Source organism: Belnapia sp., from assembly GCF_059504005.1.
Window position 1 is genome coordinate 170,429 of record NZ_JCACHU010000016.1, and the last position, 16,968, is coordinate 187,396.

General features: G+C 71.9%; 17 protein-coding genes. 14 read left to right on the forward strand and 3 right to left on the reverse strand.

All coding sequences use genetic code 11. The features are described from left to right. The first annotated feature begins 8 nt into the window (after nucleotides 1-8). The 6 genes from AC5JJ1_RS03240 (at nucleotide 9) to AC5JJ1_RS03265 (ending at nucleotide 5,592) form a co-directional block, all read left to right on the forward strand. On the forward strand, nucleotides 9-1,085 hold the full coding sequence (locus AC5JJ1_RS03240) for an OmpA family protein (RefSeq protein WP_495783675.1): 1,077 nt from the start codon (nucleotides 9-11) through the stop codon (nucleotides 1,083-1,085). Between the two features lie 58 nt (nucleotides 1,086-1,143). Further along, nucleotides 1,144-2,028 (forward strand): 2-dehydro-3-deoxygalactonokinase, encoded by an 885-nt coding sequence (locus AC5JJ1_RS03245; protein WP_495783676.1) that lies wholly within the window; start codon nucleotides 1,144-1,146, stop codon nucleotides 2,026-2,028. Continuing rightward, the gene (locus AC5JJ1_RS03250) at nucleotides 2,025-2,639 is read left to right on the forward strand and encodes a 2-dehydro-3-deoxy-6-phosphogalactonate aldolase (RefSeq protein WP_495783677.1); all 615 of its coding nucleotides are present in this window, start codon (nucleotides 2,025-2,027) and stop codon (nucleotides 2,637-2,639) included. Before AC5JJ1_RS03245 ends, AC5JJ1_RS03250 begins: the two co-directional genes overlap by 4 nt. A gap of 94 nt (nucleotides 2,640-2,733) precedes the next feature. Next, nucleotides 2,734-3,777, forward strand: coding sequence for a TRAP transporter substrate-binding protein (locus AC5JJ1_RS03255; protein WP_495783678.1), 1,044 nt, complete (start codon nucleotides 2,734-2,736; stop codon nucleotides 3,775-3,777). A gap of 7 nt (nucleotides 3,778-3,784) precedes the next feature. After that, nucleotides 3,785-4,267: a TRAP transporter small permease gene (locus AC5JJ1_RS03260; RefSeq protein WP_495783679.1), complete on the forward strand. Its 483-nt coding sequence runs from the start codon at nucleotides 3,785-3,787 to the stop codon at nucleotides 4,265-4,267. Continuing rightward, nucleotides 4,267-5,592, forward strand: coding sequence for a TRAP transporter large permease (locus AC5JJ1_RS03265; protein WP_495783680.1), 1,326 nt, complete (start codon nucleotides 4,267-4,269; stop codon nucleotides 5,590-5,592). The genes AC5JJ1_RS03260 and AC5JJ1_RS03265 overlap by 1 nt, the downstream gene beginning before the upstream one ends. Here the strand turns inward: AC5JJ1_RS03265 and AC5JJ1_RS03270 are convergent. Further along, nucleotides 5,561-6,382 (reverse strand): EAL domain-containing protein, encoded by an 822-nt coding sequence (locus AC5JJ1_RS03270; RefSeq protein WP_495783681.1) that lies wholly within the window; start codon nucleotides 6,380-6,382, stop codon nucleotides 5,561-5,563. The genes AC5JJ1_RS03265 and AC5JJ1_RS03270 overlap by 32 nt on opposite strands. A 149-nt stretch (nucleotides 6,383-6,531) precedes the next feature. Between AC5JJ1_RS03270 and pcaDC the strand changes: the two genes are divergently transcribed. From pcaDC to AC5JJ1_RS03300, 6 genes are all read left to right on the forward strand, one after another. After that, nucleotides 6,532-7,680 carry a bifunctional 3-oxoadipate enol-lactonase/4-carboxymuconolactone decarboxylase PcaDC gene (pcaDC, locus tag AC5JJ1_RS03275; RefSeq protein WP_495783682.1) on the forward strand — a complete coding sequence of 383 codons (1,149 nt, stop codon included), beginning with the start codon at nucleotides 6,532-6,534 and terminating at the stop codon, nucleotides 7,678-7,680. Then, nucleotides 7,677-8,372 (forward strand): protocatechuate 3,4-dioxygenase subunit beta, encoded by a 696-nt coding sequence (gene pcaH / locus AC5JJ1_RS03280; protein ID WP_495783683.1) that lies wholly within the window; start codon nucleotides 7,677-7,679, stop codon nucleotides 8,370-8,372. Before pcaDC ends, pcaH begins: the two co-directional genes overlap by 4 nt. Continuing rightward, nucleotides 8,369-8,911 (forward strand): protocatechuate 3,4-dioxygenase subunit alpha, encoded by a 543-nt coding sequence (gene pcaG / locus AC5JJ1_RS03285; RefSeq protein WP_495783684.1) that lies wholly within the window; start codon nucleotides 8,369-8,371, stop codon nucleotides 8,909-8,911. Before pcaH ends, pcaG begins: the two co-directional genes overlap by 4 nt. Nucleotide 8,912: 1 nt before the next feature. Then, nucleotides 8,913-9,383, forward strand: coding sequence for a cupin domain-containing protein (locus AC5JJ1_RS03290; RefSeq protein WP_495783685.1), 471 nt, complete (start codon nucleotides 8,913-8,915; stop codon nucleotides 9,381-9,383). Next, nucleotides 9,380-10,726 (forward strand): 3-carboxy-cis,cis-muconate cycloisomerase, encoded by a 1,347-nt coding sequence (gene pcaB, locus AC5JJ1_RS03295; protein WP_495783686.1) that lies wholly within the window; start codon nucleotides 9,380-9,382, stop codon nucleotides 10,724-10,726. The genes AC5JJ1_RS03290 and pcaB overlap by 4 nt, the downstream gene beginning before the upstream one ends. A gap of 81 nt (nucleotides 10,727-10,807) precedes the next feature. Further along, complete coding sequence (locus tag AC5JJ1_RS03300) at nucleotides 10,808-11,578, forward strand: SDR family NAD(P)-dependent oxidoreductase (protein WP_495783687.1); 771 nt, start codon at nucleotides 10,808-10,810, stop codon at nucleotides 11,576-11,578. A gap of 71 nt (nucleotides 11,579-11,649) precedes the next feature. On the opposite strand, the gene AC5JJ1_RS03305 is transcribed toward AC5JJ1_RS03300, so the two are convergent. Next, nucleotides 11,650-12,459: a formate/nitrite transporter family protein gene (locus tag AC5JJ1_RS03305; RefSeq protein WP_495783688.1), complete on the reverse strand. Its 810-nt coding sequence runs from the start codon at nucleotides 12,457-12,459 to the stop codon at nucleotides 11,650-11,652. A 235-nt stretch (nucleotides 12,460-12,694) separates the two neighbouring features. Here AC5JJ1_RS03305 and AC5JJ1_RS03310 point away from each other — a divergent pair, with 235 nt between their 5' ends. Continuing rightward, nucleotides 12,695-13,108, forward strand: coding sequence for an Hsp20/alpha crystallin family protein (locus AC5JJ1_RS03310; protein WP_495783689.1), 414 nt, complete (start codon nucleotides 12,695-12,697; stop codon nucleotides 13,106-13,108). Nucleotides 13,109-13,122: 14 nt separating this feature from the next. Further along, nucleotides 13,123-15,495 carry an endopeptidase La gene (lon, locus tag AC5JJ1_RS03315; protein ID WP_495783690.1) on the forward strand — a complete coding sequence of 791 codons (2,373 nt, stop codon included), beginning with the start codon at nucleotides 13,123-13,125 and terminating at the stop codon, nucleotides 15,493-15,495. 108 nt (nucleotides 15,496-15,603) lie between these two features. On the opposite strand, the gene AC5JJ1_RS03320 is transcribed toward lon, so the two are convergent. Then, a complete protein-coding gene (locus tag AC5JJ1_RS03320) occupies nucleotides 15,604-16,764 on the reverse strand; it encodes an MFS transporter (protein ID WP_495783691.1) in 1,161 nt (386 codons plus the stop codon). Between the last annotated feature and the right edge of the window lie 204 nt (nucleotides 16,765-16,968).

The window sequence follows — 16,968 nt, forward strand, 5'->3', positions numbered from 1 at the left end:
AGTCGTCGATGACCCTGCGCCTGTCCCTGCTCGCCACCGCGCTGATGGCCGCGATCGCCATGCCCGCCGTCGGCCGGGCCCAGCCCGTCTCCGGCCTCTATGTCGGGGCTGGGGCAGGCCTCAACAACTGGCTCGACAACAGGAACCGCGGCATCCACGTCCATGACAACGACGTCGGCATCGCGGCGGTCGCCTCCGTCGGCTGGGGCTTCGGCAACGGGCTGCGGGCGGAGGTCGAGGGCAACTACCGCAACCAGGAGATCAAGCGCCTCTCCTTCAACGACGTGGCGGCCGGGCGCAGCGGCTACGTCAACCGCTACGGCGCCATGGCCAACCTGCTCTTCGACTTCGACCTCTCGAGCTTCGGCATCGCGCCCAGCCGCTTCATGCCTTATTTCGGCGCCGGCGCGGGCTATGCCTGGACCGAGTACAGCCGGGCGAGCTTCGCCACGGGCGGCAGCCGCTACCTGATCGACGATACCGGCGGCGCCTTCGCCTGGCAGGCCATCCTCGGCGGCGCGGTGGGCGTCGCGCCGGGCCTCGCGCTGACCGTGGAGTACCGCTACTTCGACGCGATGCAGCCGGACCTGCGGGTGGCGCGGACGGCGGGGCCGGGTGCGCTGGGAGTGCCCGGCAAGTACCGGCCGGAGGGCGAGAATCACAGCCTGCTCTTCGGCCTGCGCTACGCCTTCAACCAGCCCGCGCCGCCGCCGGCGGTGGCCCAGGCGCCGGTCGCGCCGGCCCAGCCCGAGGTGGCGCGCACCTATCTCGTCTTCTTCGACTGGGACCGGGCGGACCTGACCGACCGCGCCCGGCAGATCATCGCCGAGGCCGCGGGCGCGGCGCGGCGCGTTTCCTCCACGAAGATCGAGGTGGCGGGGCATGCCGACCGCTCCGGCACGCCGCAATACAACCAGCGTCTGTCGGAGCGGCGGGCGCAGGCCGTGGCCGCCGAGCTGGTGCGCCAGGGCATCAGCCGGAACGAGATCGGCATCACGGCCTATGGCGAAAGCCGGCCGCTGGTGCCGACCGCCGACGGCGTGCGCGAGCCGCAGAACCGGCGGGTGGAGATCGTCCTGCGCTGACCATTCGCGGCGCGCATCCTGCGTTGCATCCGGCGACGGAGCAGCGCAGGACTCGCCCATGATCGGCATCGACTGGGGCACCACCGCCTTCCGCGCCTACCGCCTGGGCCCGGGCGGCACCATCCTCGACCGGCGGGAGAGTGAGGGGGGCATCCTCTCCATTCCCGAAGGCGGCTTTCCGGCGGCGCTCTCGGCCGCCATCGGTCCATGGCTGGCCGAGGGCGAGCGGCTCGTCCTGCTCTGCGGCATGGTCGGCAGCCGGCAGGGCTGGGTGGAGGCGCCCTACCTCCCCTGCCCCGCCGGCCCCGGCGACATCGCCGGAGCCCTCACCCTCCTCCCCTTCGAGGGCGCGCGCTGCCTGCTCCTGCCCGGCCTCACCACGCGCGATGCCGGCGGCGTGCCGGATGTGATGCGGGGGGAGGAGACCAAGCTTGTCGGCCTGCTAGCGGAGCTCGGCACGGCGGAGGCGCTGGCCTGCCTGCCGGGGACGCATGCCAAATGGGCCCGGCTCTCCGGCGGGCGCATCGCCCATTTCGCCACGCAGATGACGGGCGAGGTGCGGGCGGTGCTGCTGGAGCACAGCATCCTCGGCCGGCTGGCGAAGGAGGCGCCGATGGACGAGGCGGCCTTCCTCCGCGGCGTGAGCCGCGCCCGGGAGGCGGGCGGCCTGCTGCACCACCTGTTCGGCACGCGGGGGCTCGGGCTGATGGGGGAGCTGACGGCGGAAGCGACCGGCAGCTACCTCTCTGGCCTGCTCATCGGGCATGAGGTGGCGGCGGCGCTGGCCGAAGGGGTGCCCGGGGGGCTGATCCACCTGGCCGGGTCGGCAACCCTCACCCGCGCCTATGCGCTGGCCTTCGGCGCCTTCGGCCTCGAGCACCGGCTGCACGACCCGGACCTTGCCCTGCGCGGCCTGGCGCTGATCGCGGAGACGCTGCAATGACACTGACAGACTGGCTCGCCCGCTGCCCGCTCGTCGCCATCCTGCGCGGCATCACGCCGTCGGAGGCAGTGCCCGTGGCCGAGGCGCTGCTGGCCAACGGCATCACCGTCCTCGAAGTGCCGCTGAACTCGCCGGAGCCGATCGAGAGCATCCGGCGGATGGCGGCGCATTGCGGCGACCGGGCGCTGGTCGGCGCCGGGACGGTGATGACGGAGGGGCAGCTCGCCGAAGTCGCCGGGGCCGGCGGGCGGTTGCTGGTCACGCCGCATGCCGATGTCGGGCTGGTGCGGCAGGCCAAGCGGCTGGGGATGCTGGCGGCGCCGGGCTTCTTCACCCCGACCGAGGCCTTCGCCCTGCTGGCGGCGGGGGCGGATGCGGTGAAGCTCTTCCCGGCGGAGGCGGCCTCGCCGGCGGTGCTGAAGGCGATGCTCGCCGTGCTGCCGAAGGGCACGCCGGTGCTGCCCGTGGGCGGCATGGGGCCGGAGACCATCCCCGCCTGGCGGGCGGCCGGGGCGGCCGGCTTCGGCATCGGCTCCTCGCTCTACAGGCCGGGGGATGCGGCGGAGGTGGTGGGACAGCGGGCGGCAGCGCTGCGGGCCGCGATCGGTTGAGGGCGAAACATCGGGGCTTCGGTTTCGGCGGAAAGCGTGGCAAGGGTGGCGATCCCGCCATCCGGCCAAGAATCGCGTTTTCTGGGACATGTCCATGCCGCAACGCCGCCCGCTGATCGCCGCCGCCCTCGCCCTGCCCGCCCTGCTGCGTCCCGGCGCGGCCCGGGCGCAGGAGGTGACGCTCCGGCTGCACCATTTCCTGCCCGCCGTGTCCAACGTGCACCGCTTCTTTATCATGCCCTGGGTGCAGAAGGTGCAGGCGGAGAGCGGGAACCGCATCCGCATCCAGGTCTTCCCGGCGATGCAGCTCGGCGGCGCGCCGCCGCAGCTCTACGACCAGGCGAGGGACGGCGTGGCCGACATCGTCTGGACGCTGCCGGGGAACACGCCGGGGCGCTTCCCGCGCATCGAGGTCTTCGAGCTGCCCTTCGTCGCGCATCGCCGCGCGGCGGTGAACGTGCAGGCGGTGCAGGCGCTCTACGAGCGGGAGATGCGGGCGGAGTTCGCCGATACGCAGATCATCACCGCCTGGGGGCATGATGCCGGCGTGATCCATACGCGCCGCGAGGTGCGGCGGATGGAGGACCTCAACGGCCTCAAGCTCCGCTTCCCGACGCGGCAGACGGGCGAGGCGCTGCGCGCGCTCGGGGCCGCGCCGGTCGGCATGCCCGTGCCGCAGATCCCGGAGGCGATGAGCCAGGGCGTGATCGACGGCGCCGTCGTGCCCTGGGAGGTGGTGCCGAGCATCCGCCTGCAGGAGATGGCGAAGTTCCATACCGAGATCGTCGGCTCGCCGACGCTCTACATCGCCACCTTCGTGCTCGCCATGAACAAGGCGAAGTATGACGGCCTGCCGGCCGACCTCCGCGCCGTCCTCGACGCCAACAGCGGCATGGCGGCGGCGAAGATGGCGGCCCGGCCCTGGGACGAGGAGGGGCCGAAGGTCGAGGAGACGGTGCGCAAGCGCGGCAACACCGTCATCGAGCTCGCCGAGGAGGAGCGGGACCGCTGGCAGCGGCGGACCGCGCCCGTCGTCGATGCCTGGGTCGCCGCCATGAAGGAGCGCAACATCGACGGCGGCAAGCTGCTGGAGGAGGCGCGGGCCCTCATCGCACAATACGGCCAGGGCGTGAGCTGAGGCGCGCATGGCCGGGCAGCGGGGCGCGCTTGCCAGGGCCGCCACCCTGGTCGCGGCGCTGGGCGGCCTGGTGCTGCTGGCGACGGCGCTGCTGACCTCCTTCAGCGTCGCCCGCCGCTGGGCGACGAACCAGCCGGTGCAGGGGGATTTCGAGCTGGTCTCGCTCGGCTCCGGCCTCGCGGTGCTGGCCTTCCTCGCCTACGGGACGCTGCTGCGGGCCAATATCCTGGTCGACAGCTTCACCACCTGGCTGCCGCGGCGGGCGGCGCAGCTTATCGATGCCGTCTGGATGCTGGTCTGGGCCGCGGTCGCGCTGGTGCTGGCCGAGCGGCTCTGGGTCGGGGCGGGGGAGACCTGGCGCAGCGGCACCACGACCATGGTCCTCGGCCTGCCGACCTGGTGGGCGGTGGGGTTCGGCGCCTTCGGCTTCGCACTGACGGCGGTGGCGGCGCTGGTCTGGGCGGTGCGGCTGGCGCGAGGGCATGAGTGATGGCGCCGGAATTCCTGCAGGCGGCGGCCGGCTTCGCCGCGCTGCTGGGCCTGATCGCGCTGCGCTGCCCGGTCGGCCTCGCCATGCTGCTGGTGGGCATGGGCGGCTACGTCACCATCGTCGATGCCGCGACGCTGCTGAACTACCTGAAGACGACGCCCTACTTCCTCTTCGCCAGCTACACCCTCTCGGTCATCCCGCTCTTCATCCTGATGGGGGCGCTGGCGGAGCGGGGCGGACTGGCGCGGGACCTCTTCTCGGCGGCGAATGCGCTGTTCGGGCACAAGCCGGGCGGGATGGCGATGGGCGTCATCGGCGCCTGCACCTGCTTCGGCGCGGTCTGCGGCAGCAGCGTCGCCACCACGGCGACCTTCGGCCGGGCGGCGCTGCCGGAGCTGCGGCGCTTCGGCTATGATGCGGGGCTGTCGACGGGGACGATCGCGGTGGGCGGGACGCTCGGCATCCTGATCCCCCCCTCCGTGATCCTCGTCGTCTATGCGATCAGCACGGAACAGAACATCGCCAAGCTCTTCATGGCAGCCTTCATCCCCGGGCTGCTGGCCACGGCCTCCTACATCCTGGTGCTGGCTGTGCTGGCGCGGCTGCGGCCGGGGCTGATGCCGGCGGCGGCGCGCGTCTCGCCCGAGGTGAGGCGGGCAGCGCTGCGCAACGTCATCCCGGTGATGCTGATCGCCGTCGTGGTGGTGGGCGGCATCTATGGCGGCGTCTTCACGCCGACCGAGAGCGCCGCCATCGGCTGCATCGCGACCCTCGCCGTGGGCCTGGCGCGGCGCACGCTCAGCCTGCGCCAGGCGGGCGAGGCGCTGCTGGCGACGGCCGAGACGACGGCGATGATCTTCGTCATCCTGCTGGGGGCGGAGGTGTTCAATGCCTTCCTGGCGCTGACCTCGGCGCCGGAGCTGCTGGCGCTCTGGATCGCGGAGCAGAGCTACCCGGCTTATGGCGTGCTGGCGCTGCTGCTCTTCGCCTATATCGTGCTGGGCGCGGTGATGGACGAGCTGGCGATGATCCTGCTCACCCTGCCGATCTTCTTCCCCGTCGTGACGGCGCTCGACTTCGGCCTCGCCAGCACGGAGGAGACGGCCATCTGGTTCGGCATATTGGTGCTGATCGTGGTCGGGATCGGGCTGACGGCGCCGCCCATCGGCCTCAACGTCTTCGTCGTGTCCTCGCTGGCACGGGACGTGCCGATCACCCGGACCTATCGCGGGGTGCTGCCCTTCCTGGCGACGGATCTGGTGCGGCTGCTGCTTTGCGTCCTCTTTCCGGCGCTCAGCCTGTGGCTGGTGCGGCTGCTGGCCTGAAGGCGGCGATGCCGGCCGGGACGGGCAGGCTGCGGAAGCCGGGGCGGGCGAAGAGATAGCCCTGGAACAGGCTGATGCCCATCCCGCGGAGGGTGGCGCATTCCTCCGCCGTCTCGATGCCCTCGGCGATCACCTGCACGCCGAGCTCCCGGCAGGCGGACACGATGCTGGCGAGGATGATCTGGCGGCGGCGATGCGTATCGCAGTCGCGGATGAGGCCCATGTCGAGCTTCACCAGGTCGACCGGCATGTCGGCCAGAAGCTCCAGCCCGGCATGGCCGGCGCCGAAATCGTCGATCGCCAGGGTGAAGCCCATCTGGCGATAGGCCTGGAAGATGCGGAGCAGGTGGTTGGGGTCCTGCACCCGCTCGCGCTCGCTGACCTCGAAGATCAGGTGGTTCAGCGGGAAGCCGGTGCGTTCCGCGGCGCGGAGCGTCGCCTGGATGCAGGCGATGGGGTTGTAGACCGCGTTCGGCAGGAAGTTGATGGACAGCTGGGCGCCGGTCTCGGCCAGGCGCAGGCGGCTCGCCTCCTCGATGGCAGCGATGCGGCAGGCCTGGTCGAAGGCGTAGAGGCCCTTGGGCGGGACCTGCTCGATCACCCAGCCGGCCCCCTGACCCTCCGGCCCGCGGACCAGCGCCTCCTGCGCCAGGATCCGGCCGCCCCGATTGGCGTCGAGGATGGGCTGGAAGGCCATGGCGAGGTCGAAGCCGAGGCCACTGCCCCCGCGACATCCGGCGCAGCCCGGGGCAACCTCGCGGGCCAATGTGGTCGGCAGCGGTTTCGTCATGGGAAGATCCATACCACGAGCATTCTACTGTTTAGTTGATAAAACGTTTCAAGTTCTCATCGACATCAAGGCGATGTGATGTCCCGCTCCCCGGGCCATTGACCGGCCCGTGCGGGCAGGCGAGGTTCCGGCGGGGAGAGGGCCAGGGCATGTTCATCCAGCTCGACGACATCGCCGTTCATGCCGAGGTATCCGGCCCGGCCTCCGGCGCGCCGGTCCTGCTGCTGCACAGCCTCGGCACCACCCTGCACATGTGGGACCCGCAGGCGGAGGCGCTAGCCAAAAGGCACCGCGTCATCCGCATGGACATGCGCGGCCACGGGCTGACCGAGGCGACGCCCGGCCCCTACACGATGGATCGGCTGGTGCGGGATGCGCTGGCGCTGCTGCATGCGCTCGGCGTCCCGGCGGCGCATATGGGGGGCGTCTCCATCGGCGGGCATATCGCGCTGCGCATGGCGGCCGAGGCGCCGGAGCGCGTGCTGTCGGTGATGGCCTGCGACACGGCGCTCGATTTCGGCGGGCCGGCCAACTGGCAGGGGCGGATGGATGCGGTTGCCGCCGGCGGCATGGCGGCCGTCGCCGAGGCGACGCTCGGGCGCTGGGTGGTGGACCGCTCGCTCGCCTCCTCCCGTGGCCTCCGGCGGATGCTGCTGGCGACGGACCCGGCCGGATGGCTCGGCTGCGCGGCGGCGCTGCGCGACCTGGCGCCGCCCGGCGAATGGCGGGTGCGCTGCCCGGTCACGGTGGTCGTCGGCGACCGCGACGAGTCGACGCCGCTCTCGGCGGCGCAGGCGATCCACGCGGCGATCCCCGACAGCAAGCTCGTCGTCATCGCCGAGGCAGGGCATATCCCCAATCTCGAGCGGGAGGAGGCGATGACGCGCGCCGTCCTCGCCCATATGAAGCTCGCCACCGCCCTGCCGGACAATGCCGCGGAGGCGGGGATGGCGGTGCGGCGGCGGGTGCTGGGCGATGCGCATGTCGACCGCTCCGAGGCGGCGCTGACGGCGCTCGACCTGCCCTTCCGCGACTTCATCCTCGAGGGCGTCTGGGGCCGGGTCTGGACGCGGCCGGGGCTGTCCCACCGCGACCGCAGCCTGCTCTGCCTCGGCGTGCTGGCGGCGCTCGGCCATCACGACGAGTTCCGGCTGCATGTGCGGGCGACGCGCAACACCGGCGTGACGGCGGAGGAGATCGGCGAGATCCTGCTGCAGGTCGCCGCCTATGCCGGCGTGCCGGCGGCCAACACCGCCCTCAAGCTCGCCAAGGATGTCCTGAAGGAGATGGAGGGATGAGCTACCGCCAGCCCACCCCCGGCACCCAGCCGCCCTATGACGCGCCGGCCTACGGCAGCACCCACAAGCGCCATCCGACGCAGCCCCCCCTGCGCATCCCGCAGACCCTGACCGAGACCAGCGCGCCGCGCATGCGCCCCGCGCTCTACGAGACGACCCACAACCTGGCCAAGGGGCAGGGCTGGGAGGCGCAGGGCGAGCGCATCACCGTCGCCGGCCGGGTGCTGGACGAGGATGGGCGGCCGGTGCCCGGCGCCATGGTCGAGGTATGGCAGGCCAATGCCGCCGGCCGCTACAACCACGAGCGGGACCAGCACGATGCGCCGCTCGACCCCAACTTCAAGGGCGAGGGCCGCGTCTTCACCGATGCCGAGGGCTGGTACCGCTACACGACGATCCGGCCGGGCGCCTATCCCTGGGGCAACCATCACAATGCCTGGCGGCCGGTCCATATCCATTACAGCCTGTTCGGCGCCGGCTTCGCGCAGCGGCTGATCACCCAGATGTACTTCCCGGGCGACCCGCTGCTGGCGTTCGACCCGATCTACAACTGCATCCCCGACCGGGAGGCACGCGAGCGGCTGGTCGCGGCCTTCGACCTCGACATCACCGAGCCGGACCATGCGCTCGGCTATCGCTTCGACATCGTGCTGCGCGGACGCGATGCGACGCCGATGGAGAACCCGGCATGAGCCTGCCCGCGACGGCGTCCCAGACGGCGGGGCCCTACTGGCACCTGATCGACTTCCCGGAATGGGCGGACCTGCTGCGCTCCTACGGGCCGAATGCGGCGATCGCCGGCGAGCGCATCACCATCGAGGGCACGGTCACCGATGGCGACGCCGCGCCCTGCCCGGACGTCATGGTGGAGATCTGGCAGGCCGACCCGCAAGGCAGCTACGAGGGCGACTTCCACGGCTACGGCCGCTGCGGCACGGACAAGGCGGGACGCTTCCGCTTCGTCACGCTGAAGCCGGGGCCGGTGCGGGCGGAGGGCAATGCCTTCCAGGCGCCGCACATCGCCATCTCGCTCTTCGCCCGCGGGCTGCTGAAGCAGCTCGTCACCCGCCTCTACTTCGCCGGCGATCCGCTGAACGAGCAGGACCCGATCCTCAACGCCATCCCGGCCGCGCGGCGCGGCACCGTCCTCGCCCAGCGGGCGGCGGATGGCGTGTGGCGGCTCGACCTCCGCCTGCAGGGCGAGGGCGAGACGGTGTTCTTCGAGGTCTGAGATGGCGCTCCGCCAGGTCCGCATCGCCGAGATCCCGCCCTTCGACTATGCCTTCGAGGAACCGGTCCGCGGGCAAATGGCGGATGTCGGGCGGCGGCTCGGCAGCCAGGGCATCGGTCTCATCATCCAGACCGTGGCGCCGGGCTGCCGGTCCTCGCGCCGCCACCGGCACCTGTTCCAGGAGGAGATCCTGGTGGTGATGGCGGGCAGCGGCACGCTCCTGCACGGGGATGAGTGCATCTCGGTCCAGGCCGGCGATGCCTTCTGCTACCGCCCCGACGACCCGGAGCCGCATGCCTTCGAGAATGACGGCAAGACGGAGCTGGTGATCTGGGCCTTCGGCGACCGCAAGCCGCACGAGGTCTGCCTCTACCCCGACCAGGGCGTCGCCTTCGTCGAGGGGCTCGGCGCCGAGATGCCGCTCGAGGCCGCGCGGCCGAGCGACTGGACCGAGGAGCGCCGCAAGTCATGACCGTGAACCCGGCCGACAGCCCGGTCTTCGGCGCCCTCTACGGGACCGAGGCCATGCGCGCCTGCATGGGCGAGATGGCCCTCCTGCAACACATGCTGGATGTGGAGGCGGCGCTGGCGCGCGCCCAGGCGCGGCTCGGCATCGTGCCGGCCGAGGCGGCCGAGGCGATCACCGCGGCGGCGCGGGCGGAGCGGCTCGACCTCGCGGCGCTGGCGGCGGCGACGCGCAACACGGGCTATCCGGTGGTCGGGCTCGTGCGGCAGCTCAGCCAGTTCGCGGGGCCGGAGGCGGGGCGCTGGACGCATTGGGGCGCCACGACGCAGGACATCATGGACACCGCCGTGGTGCTGCAGATGCGCGCCGGGCTCGACCTCATCCGCGCCGAGCTGCTGGCGGTGAATGCCGGGCTGGCGGCGCTGGCGCGGCGGCATCGCGGCACGGTCATGGCGGGGCGGACGCATCTCCAGCACGCGCTGCCGGTGACCTTCGGCACCAAGGTCGCCGTCTGGCTCTCGCCGCTGATCACCATGGTGGAGCGGCTCGACCAGCTCCGCCCCCGCCTCGAACGGCTGCAATTCGGCGGCGCGGCGGGGACGCTCGCCTCGCTCGGCGCGCAGGGGCTCGCCGTGCAGGAGGAGCTGGCGCGGGAGCTCGGCCTCGCCGTGCCGGACATCCCCTGGCATGTGGCCCGCGACGGCGTGGCGGAGACGGTCTCCTTCCTCGGCCTGCTCTGCGGCGCCCTCTCCAAGATGGCCACCGACGTGATCCTGCTGATGCAGACCGAGGTGGCGGAGGTCGCCGAGCCGCACCAGGAGGGGCGCGGCGGGTCGTCCACCATGCCGCAGAAGCGCAACCCGATTGCCTGCGAGTACATCATCGCCCAATCCCGCGGCGTCCACGCCCTGGTGCCGCAGATGCAGGCGGCGATGGCGCAGGACCAGGAGCGCGGCACCGGCCCCTGGCAGGCGGAGCCGCTGGCGATCGGCCAGGCCTTCCTGCTGGCGCATGGCGCGCTGGCCCAGGCACGGGTTCTGGCCGAGGGGCTGACCGTCGATGCCGCGCGCATGCGGCGCAACCTGGAGAGCACCGGCGGCCTCATCGTCGCCGAGGCGGTGATGATGGGGCTGGCGCCGGTACTCGGGCGCGAGGCGGCGCATCACACCGTCCACCACGCCTGCGACGCGGCGTTGGCCGGGGGCATCCCGCTCGCCGAGGCGCTGATGGCGGAGGACGAGGTCGGGAACCGGCTCTCCGCCGAGGAGGTAGCGCGGCTGACCGATCCGTCGGCCTATCTCGGCAGCGCCGAGGCCTTCGTCGACCGGGTGCTGCGCCGCTTGGGCTAGCGCTCGCCTCTCCGTCATGTCATGGCGCCCGCGCGGGCGTTGCGAGTTGCCTTTCTCCGAAGCGGAGAAAGGAACCGAGCCATGATGTTGCAGGGCAGGATCGCCGTCATCACCGGCGCCGACAGCGGGATCGGCCAGGCCGCGGCCGAGGCCTTTGCGAAGGCCGGGGCGGATGTCGCCATCTCCTACCACAGCGATGCCGATGGCGCCGGCGAGACCCGGCGGCGCGTCGAGGCTGCGGGACGGCGCGCGCATGTCATCCAGGCGGATGTGGGCGACCCGGCCTCCGTGCAGGCGCTGTTCGACGGCGCGGCGGGGGCGCTCGGCGTGCCGCATATCCTCTTCGCCAATGCGGGGACGGGGATGAGCGGCATGCCTGTCGCCGAGATGGACGATGCGAAGATGGAGCAGGTGCTCAGGACCGACCTCATGGGCCCGCTCTTCTGCGCCCGCGCCTTCATCCGCCAGCGCCGGGCGGCGGGCGGGGCCGGGCGGATCGTCTTCACCGGCTCGGTCGCCGGCCACCTGCCGACGCCGGGCAGCGCGCCCTATGGCATGGCGAAGGCGGGGCTGAACTCGCTGGTGCGCAGCCTCTCGGTCGAGGTGGCGGGCGACCGGATCAACGTCAACGCCATCGCCCCCGGCCTGATCGAGACGCCGATGACGCAGCAGCGGATGGACGACCCGAAGGCGCGGGAGGAGAGCATGAAGGCCATCCCCTGGCGCCGCCCGGGCCGGCCGGAGGAGATCGCGGGGCTTGCCGTCTTCCTCGCCTCCGACGCCGCCGACTACGTCACCGGGCAGACCTGGGTGATGGATGGCGGGCTGACGATGAACTGGGGCGGCGCCTGACGGCTGCGGGCCGCCGCATCACCGATCCCGCGGGAGGGCACGCCCCGGTCGCGGCGCTGGGCCGCGGGGGCCTACATCTCCCGCCTCACCTGGGCATGGGCGAGCAGGGCGAAGAGGCCCGTGCCGCCCAGCACATTGCCGATCAGCGTCGGGAGGATCATCCCGCCGAGCGCCTGGCCGAGGCCGATCTCGCCCGCGAAGAGCAGCAGGAAGGTCTCGGCGGCGCCGGCGATGACATGAGTGAAGTCGCCGAGGGCGATGGCATAGGTCACCACCAGGATGATGGCGAAGTCGCCCCCGGTGACGCCGGCACGAATCCAGGCGATGGAGGCGATGAGGAAGCCGGCCGGCACCCCCTGCGCCAGCAGCGCCAGCCAGTCCTTGGCGAGCAGCTTGCGCGAGACCTCGAGCATCGCCTCGGTCAGGCCGGGGCCCGTCAGCTCGAGATGGATGTTCATGGCGGCGGCGATGGCGGCGCCGATCATGTTGCCGGCGAAGACGATGGCCCAGAGCCGCGCCGTGCCGCCGAGCTTCGCCCAGGAGGGCGCCGTCATCACCGGCAGCACGGTGACGATGGTCTGCTCGGTGAAGAGCTGCATCCGCCCGAGGATCACCATCAGGAAGCCGAGGCTGTAGCCGAGATCGGCGACGACCTCGCGCGCCGGGAAGCCCTCCGGCAGCTTGTGGTGCAGCGACCCCTGGGCGATGACCGAGGCCATGATGGTGATGCCGCCGGCGATGCCGGACCAGAGCAGCGAGCCATGGGGCCGCTGCAGCTCCTCCTCGCCCTGGAGGCGGACAACCTCGTGGATGACCGGGGAGCGGGGCGCGGAGAGCTGGCCCACCTCCTCCCGGTCGGCGGCGTCCAGCTTCCCGGACATGGCTAGGGCAGGTTCCGCCGGTCGCGCCGGGAGAAGACGCTGCGAAGCTCGAGGCGCTGCAACAACACCAGCGCGACGACGGCCACGAGGATGACGACGAGGGCGGTCAGCATGGCAGGCTCCTGCGCCAGGGGGCTCAGGGGCGAACGGGAAGTCGCCTGGACAGTTGCACGCCCTCCCCGGTGAACCCATGCTGCCCGCACGCGTAGGGGCGACACGAACGGGCGGGCAGGGCATGGCAGGACGACAGGATCCCGAAGGCTGGATGTGGGCGGAGGCCTGCGACATGCTGCTCCGCGCGGAGCGGATGCACCGGCAATTCTTCCTCCCGCGCCACGCCGCCTCCCCCCTCCCCGTCTGGCACCCGCCGGCCGATGTGCTGGAGACGGAGGCCGAGGTGCTGATCCTCGTCGCCCTGCCCGGCGTCAGGCCCGAGGCGGTGGAGGCGGTGATCGAGGACGGCGCGCTGCGCGTCGCCGGGCAGCGGGTGCTGCCGCCGGAGCTGCGCCAGGCCGCGATCCATCGGCTGGAACTGCCGCAGGGCCGGTTCGAGCGGCGCATCCCGCTGCCGCCCGGGCGCTATGCGACGCCGGTGCGCCACAGCCTCGTCGATGGCTGCCTGCTGGTCAGGCTGGAGAAGGCCGGCTGAGCCGGGAGCACGCCATGCATCATCCGATCCGCCTCTTCGCCCCCGATCTCGGCCCGGCGCCCGGCAGCGGCGGCAGCCCTGCCCTGCCGCCGGATGCGCTCGCCATCCTGCCGGTGCGGGAAACCGTGCTCTTCCCCGGCGCGGTGCTGCCGATCTCGGTCGCGCGGCCGGCCTCGGTCGCTGCGGTGCAGCAGGCGATGCGGGACGGGCAGCAGATCGGCGTGCTGCTGCAGCGGGACCCGCAGCGCGACGATCCGGGCGCAGAGGACCTGCACCGCACCGGGACCGTCGCCAATGTGTTGCGCTGGCTGACCGCGGCGGATGGCACGCACCAGCTGGTCTGCCAGGGGGTGCAGCGCTTCCGCGTGCTGGACTGGATCCCGGGGCGGCCCTTCCTCGCCGCCGGCGTCGCGCGGATCGACGAGCCGGAGGCGCGCGGGACGGAGGTGGAGGCGCGGGTGATGCACCTCCGCAACCAGGCGCTGGAGGCACTGCGGCTGCTGCCGCAGGTGCCGGAGGCGCTGGTCAATGCGGTGCAGGCGCTGGAATCGGCCTCTGGCCTCGCCGACCTCGTCGCCGGCACCATGGACGTGCCGCCGGCGGAGAAGCAGGCGATCCTGGAGACGCTGGAGCTGATCCCGCGCCTCGACCGCGTCTCCGCCGCGCTCGCCGGGCGGCTTGAGGTGCTGCGGCTGAATGCGGAGATCGGCCAGCGCACCCGCGCCAGCCTCGATGCCCGCCAGCGCGAGATGCTGCTGCGCGAGCAGATGGCATCGATCCAGAAGCAGCTGGGCGAGGATGACGGCAAGGCGGCCGAGATCGCGGACCTCACCGAGGCCATCGAGAAATCCGGCATGCCGGCGGAGGTGGAGGCGGCGGCGCGGAAGGAGCTGCGCCGGCTGGAGCGGATGCCCGAGGCCTCGCCCGAGCATGGCATGATCCGCGGCTATCTCGACCTGCTGATCGATCTGCCCTGGCGCCTGCCTGAGGCGCGCCCGATCGACATCGCCGAGGCGCGGCGCATCCTCGACGAGGACCATTTCGGGCTGGAGCGCATCAAGCGGCGCATTGTCGAGTATCTTGCCGTGCGCAAGCTGGCGCCGGGGGGCAAAGCGCCAATCCTCTGCTTCGCCGGGCCGCCGGGTGTCGGCAAGACCTCGCTCGGCCAGTCGATCGCCCGCGCCATGGGGCGGCCCTTCGTCCGCGTCTCGCTCGGCGGGGTGCATGACGAGGCGGAGATCCGCGGGCATCGCCGCACCTATATCGGCGCCTTGCCGGGCAACATCCTCCAGGCGATCCGCAAGGTGCACGCGCGGGACTGCGTGATGATGCTGGACGAGATCGACAAGATGGGGCGCGGCGTGCAGGGCGACCCCTCGGCGGCGATGCTGGAGGTGCTCGACCCGGAGCAGAACGACAGCTTCCGCGACAACTATCTCGGCGTGCCCTTCGATCTCTCGCGCGTCGTCTTCATCGCCACAGCCAACATGCTCGACACCATCCCCGGGCCGCTGCGCGACCGGATGGAGATCATCGAGCTCACCGGCTACACCGAGGCGGAGAAGCTGCAGATCGCCGAGCGCTACCTGGTGCGCCGCCAGCGCGAGGCGAATGGCCTGGCGCCGGAGCAGCTGGAGCTCACCGAGGCGGCCTTGCAGGCGATCATCCAGGACTATACGCGCGAGGCCGGGGTGCGCGGGCTGGAGCGGGAGATCGGGCGGGCGCTGCGCCATGCCGCGGTGCGGGTCGCCGAGGGCAGCGCGAGCCGGGTGCGGATCGATGCCGGGGACCTCGGCGGCATCCTCGGCCCGCGCCGCTTCGAGAGCGAGGTGGCGCTGCGCACCGCGGTGCCGGGCGTCGTTACCGGCCTCGCCTGGACGCCGGTCGGCGGCGACATCCTCTTCATCGAGGCAACGCGCACCCCGGGCGGCGGGCGGCTGATCCTCACCGGCCAGCTCGGCGAGGTGATGCGGGAGAGCGCGCAGGCGGCGCTCAGCCTGGTGAAGAGCCGCGCCGAGGCCATCGGCATCGACCCGGCGCTCTTCGAGCGGTCCGACATCCACATCCACGTGCCCGCAGGCGCGACGCCGAAGGACGGGCCGAGCGCGGGCGTCGCCATGTTCACCGCGCTGGTCTCGCTGTTCACCAACCGGACGGTGCGGGCTGACACCGCCATGACGGGCGAGATCAGCCTGCGCGGGCTGGTGCTGCCGGTGGGCGGCATCCGCGAGAAGGCCGTGGCGGCGGCGCGCTCCGGCCTCACCCGCGTGCTGATGCCGGCGCGCAACCGCCGGGACTATGAGGAGATCCCGGAGGACGCCCGCAACCGGCTGGAATTCGTCTGGCTGGAGCGGGCGGAGGAGGCGATCGAGCAGGCCCTGGGCTAGCGCAAACTCCGATCAGGTGGAAACACCTGATCGGAGTAATTTGCTCGGTCAAACAATAAATTAGAAAATTAGAGCGCCTTCCGTGAGCCGGTGCGAACGGAAACCGCCTTAGGCAGGCCTCGCCGGGGCGACGAGCGGCGCGGCGCGGCGCGGGCTCCGCACCCCGGCATGGATGCCGAAGATGCCGAGCGCCGCCGGCAGGACGGCGAGCGAGGGCATCGCCGTCGCCCAGGCGAGCAAGGCGCCGACGAGGCAGCCGGCGGCGGCGCCCGCATCCCAGCCCGCCTCGGCCGCGACGTGGAAGCGATAGGCCTCGCCCGAGCGCTTCGCCCGATCGTAGATCACGCTCATCAGCACCGGAAGGTAGAGCCCGGCCACCGCGGCGCCGGTCGCATTGGCGAGCGTGGCCGCCAGCGGCGACCAGCCGGCGCCGACCCGCAGGACGAAGCCGAGCGTCAGCGCCAGGCAGACGAGCGTGAGGTAGCGATCGCGCTCGCCCCGGTCGATGGCACGGCCGCAGATCAGCCCCGTCGCCGCGCCGACCAGCCCGGCCGCCGCATTGGCGGCGCCGAAGGCCTCGTAATGCGAGCCGAGGGCCAGGAACAGCACCATGGGCCAGGCGAAGCCGAGGCCGGACGACATCCAGCCATCCGCGGCGAAGGTGGCGATGGCGCTGCGGTCGACCGCCTGCAGCGAGTCGCGGAAGCTGGGGACGGGTCCTGCCGGGATATCGCCGAGCCGGAAGAGCGGCAGGATGGAGGCAAGGGACAGGACGGCCGCCACGGCGAAGTCGACCGTTGGGCCGCAGCGCGTCAGCAGCATGCCGCCGGCCAATGGGCCGAACACGCCGACCAGCGCCCCGACCGCGCTCTTGATGCCCATCTCCCGGCCGCGGCACTCGCCGCCGATCACGGCCTGCGCTGCGTGATGGACCGGCCAGTAGAGGCATTCGGCCAGGGAGACGAGCCCAAGCCAGGCGAGAAGCCAGGCCGGCTCCGCCGCCTGCATCAGCGGCAGGAACTGCACGGCCCCGAGCGCCGCGCCGAGCATCAGGGTACGGCGATAGCCAAGGCTCCGCACCACCTCGAGTGCTAAGGCGCGAAGCGAAAAACGGGTGATCAGCAGGCCGGCATAGGCGACGAGGGCAGCGGGCAGGCCGAAGCCTTGCTGCAGCAGGAAGGCGCCGACGAAGCCGCCCGCCAGGGCAGCGGAGAGTTGGTAGAAGGCATAGTGAAGCGTGAACAGCCCGAAAGGGCGCAGCGCGGGCACGATGAGCAATCCTTGGTGGGATGATGGCCTGCCTTCCCCAAACCGGAAGGCGACATGCGCATCGTATACTCACGAGGTCGTGAGTTTCAAGGACTGGATGGCAAACGAAAACCCCGCCCGCATCAGGGATGCGGGCGGGGTTTTGCGTGTCCAAGGATCCTGTTGGGTGGCCCGGCGGCGACCGACTCTCCCGCAGCTTGAGCT